The following is a 22,269-nucleotide window of genomic DNA, read 5'->3' on the forward strand; positions in this document are numbered from 1 at the left end:
TTTGCCATTGGCGGGCTGCCCGCTCCTACAGCGCCACCCCAGTGCCGCGGTCGAAGACATGCACCTGGTCGCTCGTAATACTCGCCTCGAAGACGGCGCCGTAGCGGGCGGGATATTCGCCGTCGACGATGGCGGTTACCTGCTGTCCGGCGAGATCGAAGACCACATGGGTCTGGGCGCCTGTGGGTTCCACCAGCATCGTCCGGCCGGCGAGCGGCGTGCCTGCTGATAGACCGGGGACGAGGTGTTCGGGGCGCAGGCCGACCGTGATTGCCTGACCGGCCTTCACCTTGCGATCGGGCGCGATGCGGATCGCGGTCCCATCACTGAGGCGGGCCGCAGGCTGACCGTTTTCACCGTCCACCGTGCCGTCGAGCATGTTCATCGCCGGCGATCCGATGAAGGCGGCGACGAAGAGATTGGCTGGCTTCTTGTAGAGTTCGAGCGGCGTACCCGCCTGCTCCACCCTGCCGTGATTGAGCACGACGATGCGGTCGGCGAGCGTCATCGCCTCGATCTGGTCGTGGGTGACATAGATCGAAGTGGTCCTCACCTTCTGGTGCAGTGTCTTGATCTCCGAGCGCATCTGCACGCGCAGCTTGGCATCGAGGTTGGACAGCGGCTCGTCAAACAGGAAGACTGCCGGATTGCGCACGATGGCGCGCCCCATGGCGACGCGCTGGCGCTGGCCGCCGGAAAGCTGGGCCGGCTTGCGGTCGAGCAGCTTGGCGAGATCAAGCATGCGGGCGGCCTCGGCGACGCGGGCCTCGATCTCAGGTTTCGCCACGCCGGCGAGCTTGAGATTGAAGCCCATGTTTTCAGCGACCGTCATGTGCGGATAGAGCGCGTAGGACTGGAAGACCATGGCGATGTTGCGTTCGCGCGGCGTCATGCCGTTGACGACCTTGCCGCCAATCGCAATCTCGCCATCGGTTATCTCTTCGAGGCCGGCAATCATCCGAAGCAGCGTTGATTTTCCACAACCGGACGGTCCGACGAGGGCGACGAATTCCCCATCCTCGATATCAAGCGAAATGCCGTGGATGACGTCGACGGCGCCATAGGTCTTGCGGATGTCGTTCAGTTCAACGGATGCCATGAATCCTCCAATGGCTCGGCTCAGGACTTCACGGCACCGGCGGTCAATCCGGCGATGATGTGTCTCTGGGCGACGAAAAAGACGATGATTGTGGGAAGGATGGTGAGCGTGATGAACGCGAGCACCAGCTGCCATTCCGTGCCGTATTCGCCGCGATAGACCATGATGCCGAGCGGCCAGGGATACTTGGATTCCGAATTCAGCATGATCAGCGGCAGAATGTAGCTGTTCCAACTGCCGACGAAGGAGATGATGCTGACGGTGGCGACGATCGGCCGGGAAAGCGGTAGCGAGACATGCCAGAAGAATCTGAGATAGCCGCAGCCGTCGACAAAGGCCGCCTGGAACAATTCTTCCGGAAGGTTGCGAAAATAGTTCCGAAACAGCAGGATACTCATGCCGAGACCAAAGGCCACCTGCGGCAGCACCACGCCCCAATAGGTATCCAGCAGGCCGAGATCGCGGATGCGGATGAAGAGCGGCAGGATCGCCGTCGCCGCCGGAAACATCAGGCCGAGCAGGAAATAATTGAGCAGGAAGGACGAACCGAAAAACCGGACATGGGCGAAGGCGAAGGCCGCCATGGACGACACGATCAGCGTCAGGAGAACGGTGAGTGCTGCGATAACAAGCGAATTGCCGATCTGCAGCCAGTAGCGTTCGCCAAAGAGAATGTCGGTATAGTTCGCCCATTGCCATTCCGTCGGCAGACCGAAGGGATTGGTGCGCAGGTCGCCCAGCGTCTTGAAGCCGCCGAGCGCCGTCGTCAGCAACGGCACGAGCACGATCGCGGCGATCAGGCTTAGCGACACATAGAGATAGATGCGTGTCGACGCGCTCATGCGGATGGAAGAGCTCATATCAGTCATGGCGCATGAAGATCCTTTTGTAGCCGAAGGCGAGCGTCACGCAGATGATAAAGAGCACCACGCCGACGGCGCTGCCGAGACCGACCTGCATGCGCATGACACCATAAGTGTAGAGGAAGGTGACCATCGTCTGGGTGGAGTTGGAAGGCCCGCCGCCCGTCAGCGGCATGATCATGTCGAAAAGCTGCAGCGAGCCGACGACGGCAAAGAAGATGGAAAGACGTAAGGTGGAGCCGAGCAGCGGCAGCGTGACGTAGCGGAATTTCTGCCAGCCGGTAGCGCCGTCGATTTCCGCCGCCTCCAGCACGCTCTTGTCGACGGATTGCAGACCGGCGATGAAGAGCATCATGTGGAAGCCGAAATATTTCCAGACGATGACCCCGAGCACGGCATAGATCGCCACGTCCTTGTCGGCGAGCACGTAAGGGTTTGCGAAGCCGAAGAAGTTGGAAACGGCGGCAAACAGGCCATAATCGCCATCATAGACGAAACGCCAGATGAGGCCTGCGGCAACATCCGCCAGCACATAGGGCAGGAAGAAGATCAGGCGGTAGCCGACGACACCCGGAATGCGATGGGCCAGCATAGTGGCAAGCCAGATGGCAAGCGGCACCTGGATGCAGATCGAGATGACGATGATCAGGCCGTTATTGACCAGCGCCTGGGTGAAAGCCGCATTCCGGAACAAAACCTGGAAGTTGCGGAGCGCGATGAACTCGGTCGGCGTGCCGTAGCCGTTCCATTTGTAGAGGCTGTACCAGGCGGCCTCCCCCATCGGCATGATGACGAAGAGCGTAAACAGCAACAGCGCCGGCGGCAGAAAAATCAGCAGCACCGTCAGCCGGTCGTGCGCGACCGAGCTTTTCCGGTTTGCGGCTCGTCTTGCCGGGCTTACGGCTGATGTCATCGATGGGACTGAAATATTGGCCATGGCTCCTGCTTTCGTATGTCGGCAGCAATGCTGGCGCCCCGCTCTTCATCGGAGCGCCAGGAAGGGTCTGCAAGCGCTGGTTATTGTTCCAGTTCGAAAGCGTCCTGGATCATCTGGGCGCCATCCTTGGAATTCATCTGTCCGGAGACGATTTCCACCGAGGCGTCGTTGACGACACGGCCGACGGCCGCACCGAGATCCTGGTCGAAGAAATTCTGATGCCAGGTCGAACCCGCAAGCTGTGTTGCCGATTCTGCAATCAGCGGGTTGACGACGCCGTCGTCGGCACCGACGGCAACGGGAAGCAACATGCCTGACTTGGCCATCGCGCGCTCGTTGTCCGCATTCGTCAGGAAAGCGAGGAAATCGATCGCCTCCTTGGAGGCCTTCTTGGTGACGGCCCAGCCGTTCAGACCGCCGAGCGTATCCGTCGGCTTGCCCGCGCCGCCTTCGACCGTTGGGAAGACGAAACGGCCGATATTGTCCGACGAAAGCCCCTTGCCGTCGCCGGCATTCTTGCGCTGGTTGGCTTCGGTGCTTTCAAAGCCGAGGATCATCGCCGCCTTGCCGTCACCGAAGACACCGAGCGTCTGCGGCCAGGTTGCGCCGAGATAGCCGGGCTGGAAAGGCTCAAGCTTGCCGAGTTCGGCAAGGTCGTCGCCGGCCTTGATGATCGCCGGATCAAGGAAACCTTCGCCCTCGCCCTTCTTGGCCGCTTCGAAGACCTTTTGGCCGCCTTCGCGCATGACGAGATAGCTCCAGTAGAAATGGATCGGCCATTTCTCGCCGCCGCCGCCCGCAATCGGCACGATGCCGGCCGCCTTGATCTTCTTCACCGCTTCGAGAAAATCGGTCCAGGTCTTAATGTCCTCGGCTTTAACGCCGGCCTTGGCAAACAGCGCCTTGTTATAGAAGAAGCTGACCAGACCGACCTTGTAGGGGATCGCCCAGGTCTTGCCGTCGAAGGTCAGGCCATTGACTGAGGCCGGGGTATAGGCACTGCGCAGTTTGCCGCCATCGGCATCGAGTGCTGCCGTCACATCCTGCAGGGCGCCGGTCTCGGATTGCTGCTTCAGGACGCCACCGCCCCAGCTGAAGAAGAAATCCGGCACGTCATCGGACTGCAGCAGCGTGGGAAGCTTGGCCTTGAAAGCCTCGTTTTCGAGGAACTGCATCTGGATGTCGACGTCGGGATGCTGGGCCTCGTATTTCTTGGCGATATCCTCCCAGACCGCGACGTTTTTCGGATCGAGCTCGAGATGCAGCCACTTGACCACCGTCGTCGCCGAGGCAGCATTTGCTCCTGCCAGCAACATGCCGGCTGCCGCAGCCATGGATGCAATGCGCCTGCCGCCGAAAGCGGCGCTCTTCAGCATAAAATTCATGATTTTCCTCCCAGGGGACCTATCCTCACAATTTTTCCCCAATGCGGATTAATTCAACGGAGCTTTCACCCAATGTCAACCCGACTGCCTGTATTTTTATCAAATGCGCTTGACAGAGCCGCTAAATTGCTTGTTATTTATTTCGTAACCCGTTAAAAATATTGGCTTCCGCCTAAAGAAACGATCGCCGGCTAATTTTCATGAAGACTGCAGATCCAGAATTGATGCGCGCGATCAATCGCTTGAACGTGCTCGATACCGTCCGGCGCCATGGTCCGATCGCGCGCATCGAGATCAGCGAGCGCACCGAACTCTCCACCACCACCGTTTCCGCCATCACCGCCTCGCTGCTCGACGACGGGCTGATCCTGCCGCGCCACGAAGGCGACATCCGCAACGAGGCGGTGCGCGGAAGGCCGCGCGTGATGCTGGAGCTCAATCCCGATGCGGCCCGCGTGGTCGGCGCCAAAATCGCCGCCAACAGAATGGTCTTCGTGGTCACCAATTTCCGTGGCGACGTGCTGTCGAAGCTTGCTCTGCCGATCCGCATCGATCGGCAGCCGATCGGTGTCATCGCCGATCTCGTCGAGGACGGGGTCCGGCGCTGTGTGGTCGATGCAGGGCTTTCGCTGGAGGATGTCGATACTATCTGTCTGGGCTTTCCCGGCGTCATCGAGCATCGCACCGGCTATATAAGAAGCAGCCCGATCTTCCGCGATACCAATGTCGATTTCGCCGCCGAAATGTCAGCGCGGCTTGCAACCCCCACCATCGTCGAAAGCGACGCCCATGCCATTACGCTCGGCCATCACTGGTTCGGGAAGGCACGCGACCTCGAGGATATGGTGTTGATATCGTTGGAACAGACGCTGGGGCTCGGCGTCCTGCATGGCAACCGCCTTTTCCGCGGCGCCGGTGGCCTCAGCCACAACCTCGGCGATCTCGTGCTCGGCACAGGACCCAATGGCATCGTGCGGCTTTTCAGCCAGGCAGGCGAAAGCGCGATCCTGGGTGAACAGCAAGCCGACGGGCGTTTTGCCGAAGCGATCCGTCTCGGGCGCGGCATGAACCATGCCCAGGCACTGATCAAGGCCGATGACGATCGGCTGATCGGGGCCGCCATCCGCGCCGGTGAAGCGGTCGGATTGACCATCGCCAACATCGTCACCCTCTTTGCGCCGCCGCGGGTCATTCTGGTCGGCTCCAGCCTGGCGCTCGGCGAACCCTTTCTCAACAGCCTGCGCGATTCCTATGCACTTGCCATTCCCCCTTCGCTGCGTGGGGTGAGCGAACTCGTCTTCGATGATTCTACAGACGATTTCTGGGCGCAGGGTGCGGCTGCCGTGGCGCTGTACGAACTCTACGAATCGCCCTGGAGCACGACGGGGCCGGCGCTCTGAGGAGCGACACATCAAGATCAATGGAGGAATTCATGGACAAGGTCGGTATCGGCATCATTGGATGCGGCAATATTTCGGGCGCCTATCTCACCGCGATGGCATCCTTTCCCATTCTCGACATCCGCGGCGTCGCCGATCTCAATCGGGAACTGGCTGAAGCGAAAGCTGCGGAATTCAACGTCCCAGCCAAGAGCGTCGAGGAGCTTTTCGCCGATCCCAAGGTCGAGATCATCGTCAATCTGACCATCCCGAAAGCCCATGTCGCGGTCGCGATGCAAGCTCTCGATGCCGGCAAACATACCTACTCCGAAAAGCCGCTCGGGATTAATTTCGCAGAAGGGAAAAAATTGGCGGAGGCCGCCAGGGCCAAGAACCTTCGCATCGGCGCCGCCCCCGATACTTTCCTCGGCGGCGGCCACCAGACGGCCCGCGCCTTAATCGACGAGGGCGTCATCGGCCAGCCGGTCGGCGGCTCGGCAACCTTCATGTGCCCCGGTCATGAACGCTGGCATCCGAACCCGGCCTTCTACTACGAGGTCGGCGGCGGGCCGATGCTCGATATGGGTCCCTATTACATCACCGATCTCGTCAATCTTCTCGGGCCTGTGTCACAGGTGGCGGGCTTTGCAACGACGCCGCGTGCGGAACGGCTGATATCAAGCGAACCGCGCAACGGCGAGCGCATTCCCGTACATGTTCCGACCCATGTCGCCGGCATGATGGCCTTTGCCAACGGCGCCGTCGTCCAGATCGCCATGAGCTTCGATGTCGCAGGCCACAAGCATGTACCGCTCGAGGTCTACGGAACCGAGGGAACGCTTATCGTGCCCGATCCGAACAAGTTCGCCGGCCCTGTGGAGTATCTGAAGAAGGGCGGGCAATTCGAGGACCAGCCGATCACGGCCCCCTATGCCGACGGCAATTACCGCTCGCTCGGCGTCGCCGACATGGCGCATGCGATCCGCTCCAACCGGCCGCACCGCGCCAATGGCGATCTGGCGCTGCATGTGCTCGAAGTCATGGAAGCGTTCCACACCGCCGCCTCGACCGGCAGGACGGTCACCATCACCACGGAGACGGAGCGCCCTGCTCCATTGTCCGATTCCATCGTCGTCGGACGGCTGGCGAAATAAGTTTCAGGAGGAAAGAGAATGCGTGAAGCACTGATCGTTTGGGGCGGCTGGAGCGGACACGAGCCGCAGGAATGCGCCGAAATCATCAAGATCATGCTCGAGGAGGACGGCTTCAAGGTCTATCTCGAACACGGCACCGAGGCCCTCGCCGACCCTTCAGTCCATGATCTCAGCCTCGTCGTGCCAATCATGACGATGTCGAAGATCGAGAAGGAAGAGGTCAAGAACCTCGCGGCCGCGATCGAAAGCGGCGTCGGCATCGCCGGCTATCACGGCGGCGCGGGTGACGCCTTCCGCGACTCCGTCGATTACCAGTTCATCATCGGCGGTCAGTGGGTGGCGCATCCCGGCAACATCATCGACTACACCGTCAACATCACCCGGCCGGACGATCCGCTGATGGAAGGCATCGCCGATTTCCCCTACACTTCAGAGCAATATTACATGCATGTCGACCCCTCGAACGAGGTACTGGCGACGACGAAATTCACCGGCGATCACGCCTACTGGATCGACGGCGTCGTCATGCCCGTCGTCTGGAAGCGGAAATACGGCAAGGGCCGCGTCTTCTATTCCTCACTCGGCCATCAGGCCAAGGAATTCGACGTTCCCGAGATGAAGACCATCTTCCGCCGCGGGGCCAACTGGGCCGCACGATAGGGTTAATATCCCGGGCCGGAAACCGGCCCGGGATTGGATAAACCGACCCAGGATTAGCGGATGATCAGGGCGGTGCCGTAGAGCCCCAGCGCAAACACCGTGTGGGCGACGAGGTTGAGGCACCGCACCTTGTTCGGCGTCGGATGTTTGGAGGCGGCCCAACCGATGCCGAGGCCGGGCTGCAACAGGAACCATCCCGCGCCGACCGTGACGATGCCGAAGATCCAGGCGGGAAGAAATGTCGGTGCGACCAGCCACCCTTCCCCCATGATAATCGCGAAGATCACGCCATAGAGAATGCCGACGGCGTAGTGGCTGATCCAGCCGAGCGCCAATTCATGCTCATAGGGCTCGGCGTCGGCGATCGCTTCATGGAACACCTTGCCGCGACCGAGATGCCAGAACCACCGGCCGACCGGCGCCCAATTGGCCGCCGGCTGGCCGAAGACCTTTGCGAGTACGATCGCCCAAAGGTCCATAAGAATGGTTGCGCCGGCGCCGATCATCAGGCCGCGCCACAGAATATCGAACATTGAAAATCACCGGAAAGCGTTGAATTGCGGAGGCACTACAAAACCATCGCAAACACGCAGGCGCAATGGTCTCGTTGAACGGACTCGCTGCTATCAGGCATCTAATTGTGGAAGCGAGGCGGTTTTGATGGGGCCGTGCCCCGTCATCCGCAAAAAGGCATCGGTGCGGGCGCAAATTGATGCTTTTCGCATGTAGCGATATTCCCTACTCACTGTCTCAAACGGCAATGAGAGGCGCACGGCGATGGCAATGCCATTCTACTGGAACGAACTGAACAGCAACGATTTCGCCGGACTTTCCCCTGACACCACGATCGCCGTGTTTCCGATCGCCTCCACCGAACAGCATGGGCCCCACCTGCCTATTGCAACCGATGTCGCCATCGCCAACGGCATGCTTGCCGAGTTGCGGAAGCAGAAGCCTGCCGATCTCGATTTTCTTGTGCTGCCGACGCAGGAGATTGGTAAAGCCAACGAGCATATTTACGGGCCCGGAACGCTGTCGCTTGGCGCGGAACTGCTCATTCCGGTCTGGACCGCGATCGGCGCCAAGGTTGCCGAAGCCGGCATCCGCAAGATGGTGATCGTCAATTCGCATGGCGGCAATGTCGATATCATGAGCATCGTCGCGCGGGAGCTGCGCGTCCGTTACGGGATGGCCGTGGTTTCCACGCAATGGGGCCGCTTCGGCCATCCCGAAGGCATGATCAGCGAACATGAGCTGAAATACGGCATCCACGGCGGCGAAGTGGAAACGTCGCTCATGCTCCATTTCCGCCCCGATCTGGTGCGGATGGACAAGGCGCAGAATTTCACATCCAAGGCGGAATGGATGCGCGAGCAATCGAAATACATCCAGCCGCTGCCGCCGCATTCGCTTGCCTGGATCGCCCATGATCTCAATCCCAATGGGGTCGTCGGCAACGCGTCGCTCGGCGCAGTCGAAAAGGGCGAAGCGATTTGCCGCCACCAGGTCCGGGGTTTTATCGAACTGCTCTATGACCTGAAGCGCTACCCGCTCTCCAATCTTTATTCAAAGTAAGCGCCCTGTCCGAGACCTAGTTCAGATCGCGGCGGATTTCTCCGTCGCGATGTGGCCTTTGGCCTGCAGCTCCTCCACCAAGCCGGCCAGTTCCGCCAGGAGGTATTCGACAAACAGGCTGGTGGCGGAATCGAGCGGCGCCCGCGCGCGGGCGAAAAGCTTCATCGTTTGGTGGCGTGCATGCGGCTCCGCGATCGGTCGGAAGACCAGTTCGCCCTGCCGGCACTCGGTGATGACATCGAGCGGGTTCAGCATGGTCACCCCTGCCCCCGATTTGACGAGCTTTTTCAACATCTCCGACGCATTGGTTTCCAGGACGGGCTCGACATGCACGTCAAGGCGCGCCATCGCCAAATTGATCACGTCGCGCAGGCTGGTGCCTTGCTGCGCCAGCACTAGGCGCTCCTGGACGATATCCGCCAGATTGATCGGGCCTGAACCGATCAGGTGGTGACCGGGCGGCAAAACCACTCCAATCGGAATGTCGAAATTGCCGAGCGTTCGAATGCCGGGTGTGGCCGGAATATTGAAGCCGAGACCAATATCGACCTCGCCCGAAAGCACCGGGTTGACCGTCATCGTGCCGGCGTCGTTGCGCAATTGCATGAAGACCCTGGGATGCTCCGACTGGAACCGCGCGATGATCTCCGGGAGCGGACCTGCCGCGAGACCGACCGTGGTCACCAGACGCACCTTGCCCGCCTGCTGCATCTTCAGGCTGCGAATCCGTCCTTCCAGCCGCTCGTAATTCTTCAAGACGTCGCGAATATGTTCAATGCAGAGCTCGCCGGCTGCCGTCAGGCGCAGACCGCGCGGCAGCCGCTCGAAGAGCGGCGCTCCCATTTCTTCCTCCAACGCCAGAATCTGTCGGTTGATCGCCGAAGACGCCACATTCAGCCGCGCCGCCGCCTTGCGGATCGAGCCCGAGCGCGCGATCTCGTTGATATAGAGAAGCTTTCTGGAGTGCAGCATCACAACCTCGTTGCACAAAAATAAAGCACACAGCGCAAATTAGGCACAGGCTTTCAATGAGATGCCGAAAAGGCATCATTGCGCACGAAATTTGATGCTTTTCAAAGAGCAAAGCAACCGCTCCTATGAAGAAAATCGGACGTCGCCGCAGACGTTGCGAACTCAGAAGGGGAACGTCGATCATGCCCAATACACTGAAGAACAGCGTCATTTCCGCATTCGTCGGCCTTGGCGGCATGCTTGCCTCCATTGCATCCGCTCAGGCGGCCGATAAAGTCAGCTATGGCACCAATTGGCTGGCGCAGGCCGAGCATGGCGGGTTCTATCAAGCGGTTGCCGACGGCACCTATGCGAAGCACGGCCTCGACGTCACCATCGTGCAGGGAGGCCCGAATGCGGCAAACAGCGCGCTGCTGATCTCGGGCAAGATCGATTTCTACATGGGCGGGCCGCAGGGCGAAATCTCAGCGGTCGAACAGGGTATTCCGCTCGTCGACGTCGCGGCGATCTTCCAGAAGGATCCACAGGTGCTGATTGCGCACCCGGACGCCGGCATCGAGAAATTCGAAGATCTTGCGAAGTTGAAGACGCTGTTTCTCGGCAAAGACGGCTATCTCACCTATTTCGAATGGATGAAGGCGAACTTCAAGGGCTTCAAAGACGAGCAGTACAAGCCCTATAATTTCAGCCCGGCGCCGTTCCTCGCCGACAAGGAATCCGCGCAGCAAGGCTACCTCACGTCGGAACCCTATGAGATCCAGAAGCAGGCCGGCTTCGAGCCGAAGGTTTTCCTGCTCGCCGACAACGGCTACTCTCCCTACTCCACGATGATCACCACCACACAGACGATGATCGACAGCAAGCCTGATGTCGTTCAGCGCTTCGTCGATGCCTCGATCGAAGGCTGGTACAATTATCTCTACGGTGACAACACCAAGGCGAACGAGTTGATCAAGAAAGACAATCCTGAAATGACGGATGGTCAGATCGCCTACTCCATCGCGAAAATGAAAGAATACGGCATCATCGAATCCGGCGACAGCCTGGACAAGGGTATCGGCTGCCTTACAGACGCGCACTACAAGGCATTCTTCGACGAGATGGTAGCGATCAAGGTGTTCAAGCCGGGGACGGACTACACAAAGGCCTTCACGACGAAATTTGTCTGCAAGAGCACCGGAATGGCGATGAAGAAGTAAGCCGCAACGCGGCCTGTGATCCGCTGCAAACAGGGCGGATCACATCCCCTGCATGAACGAGACAGGCAATGCTCCCAGCAGAAGCTCAGGCCCTATCCCCGAAAGAGACGCGCAAGCGGTCGCTTGTTGTCATGCAATCGGTTTCGAAAGTCTTCTCCAGCGGAACCGTGGCCCTTTCAAACATGTCGCTCACCGTCGAAAGCGGTGAATTCATCAGCCTGCTCGGCCCCTCCGGTTGCGGCAAGTCGACAGCACTGCGCATCATCGCCGGTCTCGGCGATGTCACGTCCGGCGCGATCGACTGGCCGAGTTCGCGGATCAATTCGAGGGGCCTTCCGGAGGGGGATATCAGCTTCGTCTTCCAGGAGCCGACGCTTATGCCCTGGAAGAACGTGTTCGACAACGTCCACCTGCCGCTGAGACTCAGGCATATTTCGAAGGCGGCGGCGCATAACCAGATCATGGAAGTACTGAGCACCGTCGGCCTCCAGGATTTTGCGAAGGCCTATCCGCGTGAACTTTCCGGCGGCATGAAGATGCGCGTCTCGATTGCCCGTGCGCTGGTGACGAAGCCGAAGCTTCTGCTGATGGATGAGCCTTTCGCGGCGCTCGACGAGATCACCCGCCAGAGGCTGAACGACGACGTGCTGCGGCTCTGGAAGACAACAGGCATTACAGTCATCTTCGTCACGCATTCAGTCTTCGAATCCGCCTATCTCTCCAACCGCATCGTCGTGATGAAGGCGAGGCCGGGGCGCGTGCATGCGGACCTTCCGCTGACCACCAGCCTGGAACGGGACGCGCATTACCGCACCTCGGAAGAATACCGCAAAGCCTGCGAGACGGTCTCGCATTCGCTCATCGGGGCGATCAATTCGGCGGAGGATCATTGATGAGTGACGAAACCGATACGCCGCCGCCTCTCCCTCAGAGCGCCGCAAGCGCCAGGCGACACGATCTTGCGTTGCGCATCGCCGTCCCCTTCCTCGTCATCGCCCTGTTGATCCTGATTTGGTCCGCCTATGTGAAACTATCCGGCGTGCCGCCTTATATCCTGCCTGGCCCGGTCGCCGTGGCGAACGCCTTCGTAACGGACTGGGGCACGCTTGCCCCTGCCCTTTGGGTCACCACCAAGATCACCTTCATGTCGCTGATGCTGGCGTTGGTCGGCGGCGTCGGCTTTGCGATCTTCCTCGTGCAGTCGCGCTGGATCGAACTCGCCTTTTATCCGCTCGCCGTCATCCTGCAGGTGACGCCGATCGTGGCGATCTCGCCGCTGATCCTGATCTATGCGCCCTCGACGCAGGTGGCGCTGCTGATTTGCGCCTTCCTCGTCGCTTTTTTCCCGATCCTTTCGAATATGGTCCAGGGGCTGAAGAGCGTCGATCACAATCTGATCAACCTGTTCGAACTCTACGGTGCCTCGCGCTGGCAGACGCTGCTCTTTCTCAAACTGCCTGCCGCCCAACCCTATTTCATGACCGGCCTGAGGATCGGCGGCGGCCTTGCGCTGATCGCCGCCGTCGTCGCGGAATTTGCGGCAGGCTCGGCGGGCGCCGGGTCCGGCCTCGCCTTCCGGCTGCTCGAAGCACAGTACCGGCTGAATATTCCGCGCCTCTTCGCCGCGCTATTGATGCTCTCCCTGCTCGGTGTGGCGATCTTCGCCGTCACCTCGTTCATTTCCTGGCTGAGCCTGCATCGCTGGCATGAGAGCAGCCTGAAACGGGAAAACTGATGTCCTATTCCTTCATTTCCCCGCCCAATGCCGGCCGCTTCGTGCTGAGCAATGCGACGCTGCCTGCCGTCGCCGCCGTCGGATTTGATGCGCTAGCCGCCGAAGGGCTCGTCAAAGCCGATATCATCATCACTGACGGCATCGTTTCGGCGCTACTTCCACCTGGCGAGGCGCCAGTGGAATTCGCTAGGTCCGACCTCAAGGACGGCATGGTTTGGCCCTGCTTCGCCGATATGCATACGCATCTGGACAAGGGTCATATCTGGCCGCGCAACGCCAATCCGGACGGCACCTTCATGGGCGCGCTTGAAGCGGTGCGTGCGGACCGCGAAGCCCACTGGTCGGCGGCCGATGTCAGGAAACGCATGGAATTCTCGCTGCGCTCGGCCTATGCGCACGGCACCAGCCTGATCCGCACCCATCTGGATTCGCTGGCGCCCCAGCACCGCATTTCCTTCGAGGTCTTCGCCGAGATGCGCGAGGTCTGGAAGGACAGGATCGCGCTGCAAGCGGTGGCGCTCTTCCCGATGGATGACATGGTGGACACGGCCTATTTCGCCGATCTCGTCGCCGTCGTCCGCGAAAAGGGCGGGCTGATGGGCGGCGTCACCCGGATGAATCCCGATCTCGACAGCCAGCTCGACACGCTTTTCAAAGCTGCGGCCGACAACGGGCTCGATGTCGACCTTCATGTCGACGAGACCGACGACCCTACGGCCGAGACGCTGAAGGCGATCGCGGAAGCCGTATTGCGCAACCGGTTCGACGGCAAGGTCACGGCAGGCCATTGCTGCTCGCTTGCCCGGCAGGACGAGGAGAGGGCAAAGCGCACGGTCGAACTCGTCGCAAAGGCGGGCATCTCCATCGTCTCGCTGCCGATGTGCAATATGTATCTGCAGGACCGCTATCCCGGCCGCACGGCGCGCTGGCGCGGCGTCACGCTTTTCAAGGAACTGGCGGCAGCCGGCGTCGCGACAGCCGTTGCCTCCGACAATACACGCGATCCCTTCTATGCCTATGGCGATCTCGACCCCGTCGAAGTGTTCCGCGAGGCGGTCCGCATCCTGCATCTCGACCATCCCCTGGATACGGCCGCGCGTGTCGTCACCACTTCGCCCGCCGACATCCTCGGCCGGCCTGACATGGGGCGCATCGCCGTCGGCACTGCTGCCGATCTCGTGCTCTTCAGCGCCCGGCGCTGGAGCGAATTTCTTTCCCGTCCGCAGTCCGACCGCGTCGTGCTTCGCCGCGGCAAGGTGATCGACCGCAGCCTGCCGGACTATCGTGAACTCGACAGCGTCGTTGGAGCCTGACATGCCGGATTATCAGACGATCAAAAAGGAACTCGAAGGCATCGCCATCGAAGACAATCCGGCGCTGGTGCGCCAGAAGAGCCGGGATTTCTACTGGTACTCGCCGGTCCTGAAGGCGCAGCTCGACAATGTGACGGCCGATCTCGTCGTCACGCCGAAAAACGAGGAAGAGGTCATCCGGACGCTGAAGGTCGCCTTCGCCCATGGCGTGCCGGTGACACCGCGCGGCGCCGGCACCGGCAATTACGGCCAGGCCATGCCGCTTTCCGGTGGCATCGTGCTGAATCTTGCCGCCATGGACAAGATCAAAGAGATCCATCCCGGCCGGGTCGTCTGCGAACCGGGCATCGTGCTTGCCCAGCTCGACAAGCAGACCAAGGCGCATTCCGGCCAGGAGCTGCGCTTCCATCCCTCGACGGCGCAGACGGCAACCGTCGGCGGCTTCATCGCCGGCGGCTCTGGTGGCGTCGGCTCGATCACCTGGGGCGGCCTGCGCGATATCGGCAATATTTTGCGGCTGCGCGTCGTCACCATGGAGGCCGAGCCTCGCGTGCTCGACCTCACCGGCTGGGACCTCCAAAAGGTCAGCCATGCCTATGGTACCAACGGCATCATCACCGAAATCGAGATGCCACTGGCGCCCGCCTATGACTGGGTCGACGTGCTCGTCGGCTATGACGACTTCATGGCCTCGGTGCGCTTCTCGGACGCGCTCGCTAAGTGCAACGGCATCCTCCTCAAGGAGATCGCCCCGATCGCGGCACCCATCCCGCACGAATATTTCACCCGTCACAAGCCCTATATCCGCAAGGGGCAATCGGTTGTGGTGCTGATGATTGCGCCGCATTCGATGGATGCCTTCCTCGCCTTCACCTCAGCCCACAAGGGCGAGGTCATCTTTCGCTCCGACAAGGTCGAGAGCATGAAAGGCATCCCGCATGCCTATGAGCTTGCCTGGAACCATACGACGCTGCGCGCGCTGAAGGTCGATCCCGGCTTCACCTATCTGCAGGTTCAGTATCCGGGGCCGGATCATGTGGCGAAGGTTGCCAAGATGGTGGAGATCTTCGGCGACGAAGTTCCCGGCCATCTCGAATTCATCAAGTTCGACGGGCAGATCCAGTGCTCCGGCCTGCCACTGGTGCGCTACACCACCGAGGAACGCCTTGAGGAGATCATCAGGATCCACCAGGATCACGGCTGCCCGATCTTCAATCCACACCGCTATACGCTGGAGGAAGGCGGCATGAAACGCACCGACAAGGTGCAACTCGCCTTCAAGCACGAGACGGACCCCAAGGGGCTGTTGAACCCCGGCAAGATGATCGCGTGGGAGAATCCGGACTTCGACTTCGATGCCGGTAAGAACTATCTCTTCCCCGGCCTTGCGAGCGTCATGGAGGCCTCATGAGGGTTCTGGTGCTGCACTCGCACCCGGTCGAGGAAAGCTACGGCAAGGCGCTCTACAAACAGACGCTGGAAAGCTTGCAGAAGGCTGGTCACGAGGTGGATGCCTGCGACCTCTACGCCGAGAATTTCGATCCCGTGCTCTCCCGGCACGACCGGCTCGCCTACCACGATTACCCCGGCAATACCGCGCTGGTGAAACCCTATGTTGAGCGGCTGAAACAGGCCGAAGGGCTGGTGCTGGTCACGCCGATATGGAATTTTGGTTTTCCGGCCATATTGAAGGGTTATTTCGATCGCGTCTGGCTTCCAGGTGTCTCCTTCGAACTGGTCCACGGCAAGGTGGAATCGCGATTGCGCCATATCAGCAAGCTCGCCGCTGTGCTGACCTATGGCGCAACGCCGTTCCGCGCCTTCGTCGCCGGCAATCCGCCAAAGAAGATCGTCAAGCGCGTGCTGAGAGCACAGATCAACCCGCTGCGGCCGGTCACCTTCCTTGCCCATTACGACATGAACAATTGCACTGAGGAAACACGGGCACGGTTTCTGGAGAAGGTGAAGTTCACCATGGAGCGTTTCTGAGGACGTTTACCGCGACCGGCATCTGTCTGTTATTGAACCAGATGGAATGACCACCGAAGCATCCTCGTTCAAGCAGGGAATGCCGATGAAGACGATTCTCAATCCCTCATCTGTCCGCCGCCCATTCGGAAATTACAATCATGGGCTACTGGTGCCGGCGGGCGCCTCGTTGCTCGTGACCTCAGGGCAGCTCGGCATCGGTCTCGACGACAAGGTGCCGGAGGATATCAGCGCGCAGGCAGAGCTTTGCTTCGAAGCAATCAAGGCAATTCTGGCCGAGGCGGAGATGAGTTTCGCCGACGTCATCCGCATTTCCGGTTTTGTGACCAAGCGCGAGGATTTCCCGGCCTATATGGCCGTGCGAGATCGCTATACCCTCGATCCGAAGCCGACCTCGACGCTGATCATCGTCGGCGGCTTCACCCGCCCCGAGTTCCTCGTGGAAGTCGAGGTCACGGCCGCCAAGGTGTTTGGCTGAGCGAGCCGGACGCCGACATGCGCGGTCAGTTGCTGTCGACATCGCCACCGTGCCGGTGGCTCAGAGAACGTCCCGTTCATATCGCGGCGTCCACCCACGGGTCATGCCGCGGCTCATCGCCCTCTCCGCCAACGCCAGTTGCTGGCGCAGATGTTTGCAGTCGTCGAGCAGCGAGCGTATCGCCGCCCTGGCATTGTCGTCATGCCATGCGAGCACGGCTTCGACTTCCCATGCCTGATCGGACCGAGCTTGATCAGGCGATACCTGATCGGGTTTCGAGGTTTTTGCCGGCTGCATCAGTTCAGCGCCAGCGGCAATTGAACCGGGCGCGGCAAGGGCGGTAGCGGCCGGCTGAGTTCTACCTTTTTCTGCCAGGCAGCGCGCCGCAACTGATCCCGCTCGCGCGCCGCGCGGGACGCTTCGACGAGGGCTAGGGCGTTGGCGATCACCTGTTCCGTATGCGTCATGATCATCTCCAATGTTCCTGTTTTGTTCTAAATTAAAACTTTGGCCGAGGAAGTCAAGTGCTGTGACGATCTTGTGCGCAAAATGGCAGGCAAGCTCGAGGTTTCGATCGTCAAACCGAAGGTTTTGATAGTGACGCCGGGAATATACCGGGTATTAGCCCGCAGCTTCTATCACGGCGATGCCGGCCTCTTGCGCCGCCCTGATGAACACGGCGCGTACGTGCTCCGGAGGGAGATCGCCGATAATGGCATCGAGACACGCCTTTACGGCTTCGAAATATTCCTCGCCGTCATCGACGGGCCAGTCGTGGAGAAGCGTGCGCGCGGCATCCCACACAGAGTTAATAACGGCATAATGAGCGAGCCCTATGGAGGCCAAGCCGACCGGTCGAAAATTTGCCGTCTGTCTCACTTTGCTACAGCTTTTCCCAATTTCCGTGAGCATGTTAGTATCTTTGCAATTTCCGTGCCGGATGGGAAGCACTGTTGAAGCGTCGAGGTTTGGCGGGATTTGTTTTGATCGGCGATAGCAGCAGACATGACTCCAATTCCCTGTAGGCCCTCGCTTTCGATACGCGATAAAGCATGGGCGATGCGTGGAACGCCTTCAACATGCTGAAGGTTCCATGGCCTGTAGAGGCTTGCTGATTAAAATTCAGGCTTTCACCCAGAGCTTGCAACAACGCACGTATCAATCATGTATCGACCCACTCAAGGTCGCATTCTGCATGTACTTCATCGGAACATGAGAAGCTCTTCCCAGAGCCATTCGACGCCATTTTCTTTGCCGCAAGCATCTCCAACAGTTCAATATTAGTGCTCGACTGTGCCAGAGGTGGACGGAACAGGGCTCAGACCGTACAATGCGCCACGTCCATATGCGGCGGATCGGGAGGAGCGTGCGATGCCCATCTTCATGGACCGGCACTATCTTGAGGGAACGTCAGCTGCCGAGGTTGCCCAGGCGCATCGCATGGACCTCGATATTCAGGATCGCTACGGCGTCAAATTCCTCACCTATTGGTTCGACCAGCGGCGTGGCACCGCTTTTTGTCTCGTGGATGCACCAGACATGGAAACCGCGCAGTGTGTGCATCGCGAGGCCCACGGCTTCGTCGCCAACGAGATCGTCGAGGTCGCCTTATCGGCCGTCGAGGCTTTTCTCGGCCGAATTCACGATCCTGAGCCAGCACCCGGCCAATCCTTGGGTCAAGTGGATCCCGGCCACCGGGCAATCCTCTTTACCGACATTGTCGGCTCGACCGAGATGACATCGCGCCTCGGCGACCGCATGGCGACCGAACTCGTTCGGGCGCATGACGCCGTGGTGCGCCGATGCCTCAGCCATAATTCAGGCCGCGAAGTGAAGCACACCGGCGATGGGATCATGGCGGCTTTTGCCGAAACGACCGCCGCGGTCGAATGCGCAATGGCGATTCAGAAGGAATTCAAGCATTACAACGGCGGAAACGCCGAGCCCATCCATATCCGCATCGGACTGGACTGCGGCGAGCCGGTCGAGGACAGCAACGACCTCTTCGGCTCGACCGTACAACTTGCCGCGCGTCTCTGTGCGGCAGCCTCGGGTGATCAGATCCTCGTCTCGGAGAATATTTTCCGGGAATACGGCGCCGCCGATCTATTTGTCCATGCGACGCGCCGTCGGCTCAAGGGATTTTCAAAGCCCGTGCTGGCCTTCCAATGCGACTGGACCGGCGCCGGTCTCGGCTAAGTCTAGTCGAGACCGACGCCGGGTTGGTCGCCGACAATAACCACCAACACGTATCGTCATGCGGCAATCGTGAAATGCGAACTGTGCGAAAGTGGTTCCGGGCCGCGCATGACGGCACTGCCATCAGCTGGCTCGGAAGCCGCCTTCCTCAAGCATTGCCGATATTTTGATCGCTAAGCACCCGATCGAATTTGGGGCCGCCCTCGAGCACGCCCGACATCTTCAGAAAACGCCGGAAATTTTCGCGCGCTGCGCTGAGCGGGAAACGCCCGCTTGCCGTATCCCTGCACGCCTTCAACAGCGTATCATATGCCAAGCCTCGTTTGTCCTCCGGCCATTCGTCCAAGACATCGAAGATTTCATCGAGACATGTGATCTGATCGATGAAATGTCTCCTATGAAGAAAAACCGGATCAAACCGAGCTTCAGACATAGTATCCTCCCATTTATAATACTTTTTATGCTATAACTGTACTGAAAAAACGCGATTCATTCAACAAAAAATTGGCTATATCAGACTCACATCATTGCTGAAATCGCTTCCATAACGACAGAATAGCTCGATCAGAGTATTGAAATGATATTAATCTTATTCGAGGTGGAGGCGTCGTAAGCTGAACTGATCGATCGCGCCGCCATTTCGGATCAAGTGAGCGTGATCAACGCGTGCCGTAAGTTTTCGTGTAGGCTTACGATGCCACGGTCTCGCACCACCCTTTCAAGGAGAGGCTCACATGAACCGTTTTCTCACGTTGGCAGCCGCCGGGGCACTGCTCGGTGCGTCCATGATCACCTCCGCCTGCACGTCGCCTGCAAGGCACGACAATGAAGATTTTCAATATCAGCGCGATACTTCGATAAACCCGGCATGCGCGGGCGGCTTCAGACCCGGCAATGCCCGCTCGTGCAGTTATTGAAGGATCCAGACGTCCGACATTCGTTTGGCCCGCGGCAACGGGCCACGTCGGCATCGGCTCGACGGCGCAGGCCACCAAGGATTTCGAACTTATCTATTGAGGCATATGGTGAGAGCGTCGGGGTTCGAACCCGAGACCTACTGATTAAAAGTCAGTTGCTCTACCGGCTGAGCTACGCTCTCCCTCTCCGCGGGTGTGATGCACCCCGGCTGGAAGTGGGCGGAACATAGGCAGGCGACCCATTGCGGTCAACCGAAAAATTTGTCTTTTCCAAACGTTCGGCACATTTCTTGCGAGCACAAAGCGCATTTCTGCCAAGCGCAAAAAGGTGATTGGCAATCCCGGGCCTGGAAAGCTAGGAACATGACGCAGATTGCAGCCGGAGAGAATGCGTGTCGATTGCCGATATTTCCCTGTGGAGCGCGCTGATTGCCGGGGCGCTTTCCTTCCTGTCGCCCTGCGTGCTTCCCCTCGTCCCGCCCTATCTCTGCTACATGGCCGGCATATCGGTCGAGCAGTTCCGCGGCGGCGGCGAGATTGCAGTGGCACCTGACATCAGGCGCGGCGTCTTTTTCTCCGCGCTGCTGTTCACACTCGGCTTTGCCACCGTCTTCGTGGCGCTCGGCGCCGGCGCTTCCAGCATCGGCATGGCGCTTCGCCAGCATCTCGACCTCTTGTCCAAGATCGGCGGGCTCATCATCATCGTCATGGGTCTGAATTTCCTCGGCCTCTTCCGAATCGGGCTGCTTGCTCGCGAGGCGCGCTTCCAGGGCAACGGCAAGCCGGCGACGCTGACGGGCGCCTATGTCATGGGCCTTGCCTTCGCCTTCGGCTGGACGCCTTGCATCGGCCCGGTGCTCGGCGCGATCCTGGGTGTTGCCGCTTCGCGCGAGACGGTCGGCTCCGGCGCGGGGCTGCTTGCCATCTATTCGCTCGGCCTTGCGATTCCCTTCTGGATCGCCGCTGGTTTTTCCGGCGCCTTCATGCGGTTCCTGTCGCGCTTCCGCCGCCATCTCGGCACGGTGGAAAAGGTGATGGGCGTTTTCCTCGTGCTTACCGGCCTCGCCTTCCTGTTCGGATGGATCAGCAACGTGGCGATCTGGTTCCAGCAGACCTTTCCGATTCTGATGCAGATCGGCTAGTCGCATTCGCTGCCTCTGATCGATTGCTCGATCATCCGCGTTCATCAGCACGCCGCCTGCGGTAAAAGAGGCCGGACCTATGCCGTGGTATGGCTTGCCCTGTCCATCGAGGCCACTCGCCCTTATCCCTCGACCCAATCGATCGCCAACACGCCTCCATGTAGCGTCGTCGATGCCGCGTTTAAGGCGGCGGTCAGAAGGAGACGAACATGAACCTTGAGACAAAGATGAGCCTGGAAAACGCCGCACACCCCGGAAAACCTCGGCTCGACGAGTTGGTTCCGTCGCGCTACGCGCTCAATATCGGCGAGATTAAGGTGCTTGTGGTCAGCGATGGGGTGCTACCGCTCCCAACTGCGATGTTGGGCCACAACGCCGACCCGGCCGCCCGGGCCGCCTGGCTGGGCGACATGTTCCTGCCGCAGGATGCCTTCGACTGGGCGCTGAACGTGGTCGTGGTGCGCAGCGGCAAGCAGACCATACTCATCGACGCTGGGCTGGGTCTGGACCCGGACTTGAACTTGCCGCGGGCCGGGCAGTTGATGAAGCGACTGGAAGCCGCCGGCATCGATCTTGGATCCGTGACCGACGTCGTGCTGACGCATTTGCACATGGACCACATTGGCGGGCTGCTCGTCGACGGGGTGAAGGAACAGCTGAATCCGGAGCTGCGGATCCATGTGGCCGCGGCCGAGGTCAAGTTCTGGGAAGCGCCCGATTTCTCGCATGTCTCGATGCCGGCGGGCTTTCCTGACGCGCTGCGGGCGACCGCCAAGCGGTTCAGTAAAGAATACCGGAGCCAGCTGCAGCTGTTCGAGGATGAGCATGAAGTGGCGCCGGGCGTGGTCGTCTCTCGTACCGGCGGCCACACCCCCGGGCACAGCGTGGTCCGCGTGGCCTCAGGCAACGACCGTCTGATGTTTGCGGGCGATGCCGTGTTCGCGGTCGGGTTCGACCACCCCGACTGGTTCAACGGCTTCGAACACGACCCCGAGGAGGCGGCACGCGTTCGGGTCCGTCTGCTGCGGGAACTAGCGGCGACCGGCGAACTGCTGGTGGCAACTCATATGCCGTTTCCTTCCGTTGGCCATGTCGCGGTCGACGGCGACGCCTTTCGTTGGGTCCCGGTCTTCTGGGACTACTGACCGCTTGTTGGGTTGGCGCCTCAATGGAATTAGAGCGTTTCCGTCTTTTGACGAAAACGCTCTATCTCTTTGTTTTCACGCAATTCCAGCAAAACCGCTGTGCACTTTTGCTGGAATTGTTTTAAGTC

General features: G+C 60.0%; 25 protein-coding genes and 1 tRNA gene. 15 read left to right on the forward strand and 11 right to left on the reverse strand.

Annotated features, from left to right (window positions below; all coding sequences use genetic code 11):
• Positions 1-25 precede the first annotated feature (25 nt).
• The 4 genes from EFB14_RS05005 to EFB14_RS05020 all read right to left on the reverse strand — a co-directional run bounded on the left by EFB14_RS05005 (position 26) and on the right by EFB14_RS05020 (position 4,284).
• The gene (locus tag EFB14_RS05005; protein WP_425375424.1) at positions 26-1,234 is read right to left on the reverse strand and encodes an ABC transporter ATP-binding protein; all 1,209 of its coding nucleotides are present in this window, start codon (positions 1,232-1,234) and stop codon (positions 26-28) included.
• A complete protein-coding gene (locus tag EFB14_RS05010; RefSeq protein ID WP_125844686.1) occupies positions 1,120-1,968 on the reverse strand; it encodes a carbohydrate ABC transporter permease in 849 nt (282 codons plus the stop codon). The genes EFB14_RS05005 and EFB14_RS05010 overlap by 115 nt, the downstream gene beginning before the upstream one ends.
• Entirely contained in the window at positions 1,961-2,899 is a 939-nt protein-coding gene (locus EFB14_RS05015; protein WP_125844688.1) for a carbohydrate ABC transporter permease, read from the reverse strand. Before EFB14_RS05015 ends, EFB14_RS05010 begins: the two co-directional genes overlap by 8 nt.
• Positions 2,900-2,979: 80 nt before the next feature.
• Complete coding sequence (locus tag EFB14_RS05020) at positions 2,980-4,284, reverse strand: ABC transporter substrate-binding protein (RefSeq protein ID WP_126823253.1); 1,305 nt, start codon at positions 4,282-4,284, stop codon at positions 2,980-2,982.
• A 200-nt stretch (positions 4,285-4,484) separates the two neighbouring features.
• Between EFB14_RS05020 and EFB14_RS05025 the strand changes: the two genes are divergently transcribed.
• Genes EFB14_RS05025 through EFB14_RS05035 form a run of 3 tightly spaced genes read left to right on the forward strand, consistent with a single transcriptional unit; the run spans position 4,485 to position 7,477 of the window.
• On the forward strand, positions 4,485-5,684 hold the full coding sequence (locus EFB14_RS05025; RefSeq protein ID WP_126823255.1) for an ROK family transcriptional regulator: 1,200 nt from the start codon (positions 4,485-4,487) through the stop codon (positions 5,682-5,684).
• A gap of 32 nt (positions 5,685-5,716) precedes the next feature.
• A complete protein-coding gene (locus EFB14_RS05030) occupies positions 5,717-6,817 on the forward strand; it encodes a Gfo/Idh/MocA family protein (protein WP_126823258.1) in 1,101 nt (366 codons plus the stop codon).
• 18 nt (positions 6,818-6,835) lie between these two features.
• Positions 6,836-7,477 carry a ThuA domain-containing protein gene (locus tag EFB14_RS05035; RefSeq protein ID WP_126823260.1) on the forward strand — a complete coding sequence of 214 codons (642 nt, stop codon included), beginning with the start codon at positions 6,836-6,838 and terminating at the stop codon, positions 7,475-7,477.
• 53 nt (positions 7,478-7,530) lie between these two features.
• On the opposite strand, the gene EFB14_RS05040 is transcribed toward EFB14_RS05035, so the two are convergent.
• Positions 7,531-8,010 (reverse strand): DUF2938 domain-containing protein, encoded by a 480-nt coding sequence (locus EFB14_RS05040; RefSeq protein ID WP_126823262.1) that lies wholly within the window; start codon positions 8,008-8,010, stop codon positions 7,531-7,533.
• A 244-nt stretch (positions 8,011-8,254) separates the two neighbouring features.
• Between EFB14_RS05040 and EFB14_RS05045 the strand changes: the two genes are divergently transcribed.
• On the forward strand, positions 8,255-9,052 hold the full coding sequence (locus EFB14_RS05045; protein ID WP_126823264.1) for a creatininase family protein: 798 nt from the start codon (positions 8,255-8,257) through the stop codon (positions 9,050-9,052).
• A 21-nt stretch (positions 9,053-9,073) separates the two neighbouring features.
• Here the strand turns inward: EFB14_RS05045 and EFB14_RS05050 are convergent, their stop codons facing one another.
• Positions 9,074-10,024: a LysR family transcriptional regulator gene (locus EFB14_RS05050; RefSeq protein WP_126823266.1), complete on the reverse strand. Its 951-nt coding sequence runs from the start codon at positions 10,022-10,024 to the stop codon at positions 9,074-9,076.
• A gap of 182 nt (positions 10,025-10,206) precedes the next feature.
• Here EFB14_RS05050 and EFB14_RS05055 point away from each other — a divergent pair, with 182 nt between their 5' ends.
• The 7 genes from EFB14_RS05055 (at position 10,207) to EFB14_RS05085 (ending at position 16,738) form a co-directional block, all read left to right on the forward strand.
• Positions 10,207-11,223 (forward strand): ABC transporter substrate-binding protein, encoded by a 1,017-nt coding sequence (locus tag EFB14_RS05055; RefSeq protein WP_126823268.1) that lies wholly within the window; start codon positions 10,207-10,209, stop codon positions 11,221-11,223.
• A gap of 68 nt (positions 11,224-11,291) precedes the next feature.
• Complete coding sequence (locus EFB14_RS05060) at positions 11,292-12,116, forward strand: ABC transporter ATP-binding protein (protein ID WP_126823270.1); 825 nt, start codon at positions 11,292-11,294, stop codon at positions 12,114-12,116.
• A complete protein-coding gene (locus EFB14_RS05065; protein WP_126823272.1) occupies positions 12,116-12,958 on the forward strand; it encodes an ABC transporter permease in 843 nt (280 codons plus the stop codon). Before EFB14_RS05060 ends, EFB14_RS05065 begins: the two co-directional genes overlap by 1 nt.
• Entirely contained in the window at positions 12,958-14,271 is a 1,314-nt protein-coding gene (locus EFB14_RS05070) for a cytosine deaminase (protein WP_126823274.1), read from the forward strand. The genes EFB14_RS05065 and EFB14_RS05070 overlap by 1 nt, the downstream gene beginning before the upstream one ends.
• A gap of 1 nt (position 14,272) precedes the next feature.
• Complete coding sequence (locus EFB14_RS05075; protein ID WP_126823276.1) at positions 14,273-15,682, forward strand: FAD-binding oxidoreductase; 1,410 nt, start codon at positions 14,273-14,275, stop codon at positions 15,680-15,682.
• On the forward strand, positions 15,679-16,260 hold the full coding sequence (locus tag EFB14_RS05080; protein ID WP_126823278.1) for an NAD(P)H-dependent oxidoreductase: 582 nt from the start codon (positions 15,679-15,681) through the stop codon (positions 16,258-16,260). The genes EFB14_RS05075 and EFB14_RS05080 overlap by 4 nt, the downstream gene beginning before the upstream one ends.
• Positions 16,261-16,345: 85 nt before the next feature.
• Entirely contained in the window at positions 16,346-16,738 is a 393-nt protein-coding gene (locus tag EFB14_RS05085) for a RidA family protein (protein ID WP_126823280.1), read from the forward strand.
• 60 nt (positions 16,739-16,798) lie between these two features.
• Here EFB14_RS05085 and EFB14_RS05090 read toward each other — a convergent pair whose 3' ends face one another.
• The 3 genes from EFB14_RS05090 to EFB14_RS05100 all read right to left on the reverse strand — a co-directional run bounded on the left by EFB14_RS05090 (position 16,799) and on the right by EFB14_RS05100 (position 17,617).
• Positions 16,799-17,035, reverse strand: coding sequence for a hypothetical protein (locus tag EFB14_RS05090; RefSeq protein ID WP_126823282.1), 237 nt, complete (start codon positions 17,033-17,035; stop codon positions 16,799-16,801).
• Complete coding sequence (locus EFB14_RS05095; protein ID WP_164735986.1) at positions 17,035-17,205, reverse strand: hypothetical protein; 171 nt, start codon at positions 17,203-17,205, stop codon at positions 17,035-17,037. Before EFB14_RS05095 ends, EFB14_RS05090 begins: the two co-directional genes overlap by 1 nt.
• 154 nt (positions 17,206-17,359) lie before the next feature.
• On the reverse strand, positions 17,360-17,617 hold the full coding sequence (locus EFB14_RS05100; protein ID WP_125845090.1) for a DUF982 domain-containing protein: 258 nt from the start codon (positions 17,615-17,617) through the stop codon (positions 17,360-17,362).
• Positions 17,618-18,109: 492 nt separating this feature from the next.
• On the opposite strand from EFB14_RS05100, the gene EFB14_RS05105 reads away from it, so the two are divergent.
• A complete protein-coding gene (locus EFB14_RS05105; protein WP_126823284.1) occupies positions 18,110-18,937 on the forward strand; it encodes a nickel-binding protein in 828 nt (275 codons plus the stop codon).
• A gap of 148 nt (positions 18,938-19,085) precedes the next feature.
• Here EFB14_RS05105 and EFB14_RS05110 read toward each other — a convergent pair whose 3' ends face one another.
• Complete coding sequence (locus tag EFB14_RS05110) at positions 19,086-19,370, reverse strand: DUF982 domain-containing protein (protein ID WP_125844720.1); 285 nt, start codon at positions 19,368-19,370, stop codon at positions 19,086-19,088.
• A gap of 301 nt (positions 19,371-19,671) precedes the next feature.
• Between EFB14_RS05110 and EFB14_RS05115 the strand changes: the two genes are divergently transcribed.
• A complete protein-coding gene (locus EFB14_RS05115; RefSeq protein ID WP_126823286.1) occupies positions 19,672-19,854 on the forward strand; it encodes a hypothetical protein in 183 nt (60 codons plus the stop codon).
• Positions 19,855-19,960: 106 nt separating this feature from the next.
• Here the strand turns inward: EFB14_RS05115 and EFB14_RS05120 are convergent.
• Positions 19,961-20,036 (reverse strand) — tRNA-Lys (locus tag EFB14_RS05120).
• Between the two features lie 210 nt (positions 20,037-20,246).
• Between EFB14_RS05120 and EFB14_RS05125 the strand changes: the two genes are divergently transcribed.
• Together EFB14_RS05125 and EFB14_RS05130 are read left to right on the forward strand one after the other, a co-directional pair.
• Positions 20,247-20,996, forward strand: a complete 750-nt coding sequence (locus tag EFB14_RS05125) for a cytochrome c biogenesis CcdA family protein (protein ID WP_126823288.1) — start codon at positions 20,247-20,249, stop codon at positions 20,994-20,996.
• A 209-nt stretch (positions 20,997-21,205) separates the two neighbouring features.
• Positions 21,206-22,141, forward strand: a complete 936-nt coding sequence (locus EFB14_RS05130; protein WP_164737486.1) for an MBL fold metallo-hydrolase — start codon at positions 21,206-21,208, stop codon at positions 22,139-22,141.
• Positions 22,142-22,269: the final 128 nt, after the last annotated feature.

Origin of the sequence: Rhizobium fabae (assembly GCF_003985135.1) — a bacterium.
Taxonomy (GTDB): Bacteria; Pseudomonadota; Alphaproteobacteria; order Rhizobiales; family Rhizobiaceae; genus Rhizobium; species Rhizobium pisi.

Excerpts from the sequence above, each read along its gene's own strand:
- EFB14_RS05090 (WP_126823282.1), bottom strand. The coding sequence starts at position 17,035 with ATGCAGCCGGCAAAAACCTCGAAACCCGATCAGGTATCGCCTGATCAA.
- EFB14_RS05020 (WP_126823253.1), bottom strand. The coding sequence starts at position 4,284 with ATGAATTTTATGCTGAAGAGCGCCGCTTTCGGCGGCAGGCGCATTGCA.
- EFB14_RS05085 (WP_126823280.1), top strand. The coding sequence starts at position 16,346 with ATGAAGACGATTCTCAATCCCTCATCTGTCCGCCGCCCATTCGGAAAT.
- EFB14_RS05070 (WP_126823274.1), top strand. The coding sequence starts at position 12,958 with ATGTCCTATTCCTTCATTTCCCCGCCCAATGCCGGCCGCTTCGTGCTG.
- EFB14_RS05030 (WP_126823258.1), top strand. The coding sequence starts at position 5,717 with ATGGACAAGGTCGGTATCGGCATCATTGGATGCGGCAATATTTCGGGC.
- EFB14_RS05060 (WP_126823270.1), top strand. The coding sequence starts at position 11,292 with ATGCTCCCAGCAGAAGCTCAGGCCCTATCCCCGAAAGAGACGCGCAAG.
- EFB14_RS05010 (WP_125844686.1), bottom strand. The coding sequence starts at position 1,968 with ATGACTGATATGAGCTCTTCCATCCGCATGAGCGCGTCGACACGCATC.
- EFB14_RS05130 (WP_164737486.1), top strand. The coding sequence starts at position 21,206 with ATGAACCTTGAGACAAAGATGAGCCTGGAAAACGCCGCACACCCCGGA.
- EFB14_RS05015 (WP_125844688.1), bottom strand. The coding sequence starts at position 2,899 with ATGGCCAATATTTCAGTCCCATCGATGACATCAGCCGTAAGCCCGGCA.
- EFB14_RS05005 (WP_425375424.1), bottom strand. The coding sequence starts at position 1,234 with ATGGCAGCTGGTGCTCGCGTTCATCACGCTCACCATCCTTCCCACAAT.
- EFB14_RS05065 (WP_126823272.1), top strand. The coding sequence starts at position 12,116 with ATGAGTGACGAAACCGATACGCCGCCGCCTCTCCCTCAGAGCGCCGCA.
- EFB14_RS05035 (WP_126823260.1), top strand. The coding sequence starts at position 6,836 with ATGCGTGAAGCACTGATCGTTTGGGGCGGCTGGAGCGGACACGAGCCG.
- EFB14_RS05110 (WP_125844720.1), bottom strand. The coding sequence starts at position 19,370 with ATGTCTGAAGCTCGGTTTGATCCGGTTTTTCTTCATAGGAGACATTTC.
- EFB14_RS05075 (WP_126823276.1), top strand. The coding sequence starts at position 14,273 with ATGCCGGATTATCAGACGATCAAAAAGGAACTCGAAGGCATCGCCATC.
- EFB14_RS05115 (WP_126823286.1), top strand. The coding sequence starts at position 19,672 with ATGAACCGTTTTCTCACGTTGGCAGCCGCCGGGGCACTGCTCGGTGCG.
- EFB14_RS05045 (WP_126823264.1), top strand. The coding sequence starts at position 8,255 with ATGGCAATGCCATTCTACTGGAACGAACTGAACAGCAACGATTTCGCC.
- EFB14_RS05095 (WP_164735986.1), bottom strand. The coding sequence starts at position 17,205 with ATGACGCATACGGAACAGGTGATCGCCAACGCCCTAGCCCTCGTCGAA.
- EFB14_RS05055 (WP_126823268.1), top strand. The coding sequence starts at position 10,207 with ATGCCCAATACACTGAAGAACAGCGTCATTTCCGCATTCGTCGGCCTT.
- EFB14_RS05025 (WP_126823255.1), top strand. The coding sequence starts at position 4,485 with ATGAAGACTGCAGATCCAGAATTGATGCGCGCGATCAATCGCTTGAAC.
- EFB14_RS05080 (WP_126823278.1), top strand. The coding sequence starts at position 15,679 with ATGAGGGTTCTGGTGCTGCACTCGCACCCGGTCGAGGAAAGCTACGGC.
- EFB14_RS05050 (WP_126823266.1), bottom strand. The coding sequence starts at position 10,024 with ATGCTGCACTCCAGAAAGCTTCTCTATATCAACGAGATCGCGCGCTCG.
- EFB14_RS05040 (WP_126823262.1), bottom strand. The coding sequence starts at position 8,010 with ATGTTCGATATTCTGTGGCGCGGCCTGATGATCGGCGCCGGCGCAACC.
- EFB14_RS05105 (WP_126823284.1), top strand. The coding sequence starts at position 18,110 with ATGCCCATCTTCATGGACCGGCACTATCTTGAGGGAACGTCAGCTGCC.